Below are 1455 nucleotides of genomic sequence, written 5' to 3' on the forward strand. Positions count from 1 at the left end.
GCGATGGGGTGACGCAGGAAGGTAGTCCAGCCCGGGCGGTGGTTGTCCCGGGGTAAGGGTGTAGCCCGTGTGGTAGGTAAATCCGTCACACATACAGGGTGAGACCTGATGCCGAGCCGATTGTGGTGAAGTGGATGATCCTATGCTGTCGAGAAAAGCCTCTAGCGAGTTTCATGGCGGCCCGTACCCTAAACCGACTCAGGTGGTCAGGTAGAGAATACCGAGGCGTTCGGGTGAACTATGGTTAAGGAACTCGGCAAAATGCCCCCGTAACTTCGGGAGAAGGGGGGCCATCACTGGTGATCCGATTTACTCGGTGAGCTGGGGGTGGCCGCAGAGACCAGCGAGAAGCGACTGTTTACTAAAAACACAGGTCCGTGCGAAGCCGTAAGGCGATGTATACGGACTGACGCCTGCCCGGTGCTGGAACGTTAAGGGGACCGGTTAGTGCACTTTCGGGTGTGCGAAGCTGAGAACTTAAGCGCCAGTAAACGGCGGTGGTAACTATAACCATCCTAAGGTAGCGAAATTCCTTGTCGGGTAAGTTCCGACCTGCACGAATGGCGTAACGACTTCTCGACTGTCTCAACCATAGGCCCGGTGAAATTGCACTACGAGTAAAGATGCTCGTTTCGCGCAGCAGGACGGAAAGACCCCGGGACCTTTACTATAGTTTGATATTGGTGTTCGGTTCGGCTTGTGTAGGATAGGTGGGAGACTTTGAAGCGGCCACGCCAGTGGTTGTGGAGTCGTCGTTGAAATACCACTCTGGTCGTGCTGGATGTCTAACCTGGGTCCGTGATCCGGATCAGGGACAGTGTCTGATGGGTAGTTTAACTGGGGCGGTTGCCTCCTAAAGAGTAACGGAGGCGCCCAAAGGTTCCCTCAGCCTGGTTGGCAATCAGGTGTTGAGTGTAAGTGCACAAGGGAGCTTGACTGTGAGACCGACGGGTCGAGCAGGGACGAAAGTCGGGACTAGTGATCCGGCAGTGGCTTGTGGAAGCGCTGTCGCTCAACGGATAAAAGGTACCCCGGGGATAACAGGCTGATCTTCCCCAAGAGTCCATATCGACGGGATGGTTTGGCACCTCGATGTCGGCTCGTCGCATCCTGGGGCTGGAGTCGGTCCCAAGGGTTGGGCTGTTCGCCCATTAAAGCGGTACGCGAGCTGGGTTTAGAACGTCGTGAGACAGTTCGGTCCCTATCCGCTGCGCGCGCAGGAATATTGAGAAGGGCTGTCCCTAGTACGAGAGGACCGGGACGGACGAACCTCTGGTGTGCCAGTTGTCCTGCCAAGGGCATGGCTGGTTGGCTACGTTCGGAAAGGATAACCGCTGAAAGCATCTAAGCGGGAAGCCTGCTTCGAGATGAGTATTCCCACCCCCTTTGAGGGGTTAAGGCTCCCAGTAGACGACTGGGTTGATAGGCCAGATGTGGAAGCCCGGTAACGGGTGG

Annotated in this window: 1 rRNA gene; it reads left to right on the forward strand. The window is 56.3% G+C overall.

Annotation, left to right across the window (positions count from 1 at the left end):
• Positions 1-1455 (forward strand): 23S ribosomal RNA (locus tag IE264_RS37745); the annotation flags it as partial.

The organism is Streptomyces microflavus (assembly GCF_014650075.1).
Taxonomy (GTDB): domain Bacteria; phylum Actinomycetota; class Actinomycetes; order Streptomycetales; family Streptomycetaceae; genus Streptomyces; species Streptomyces microflavus.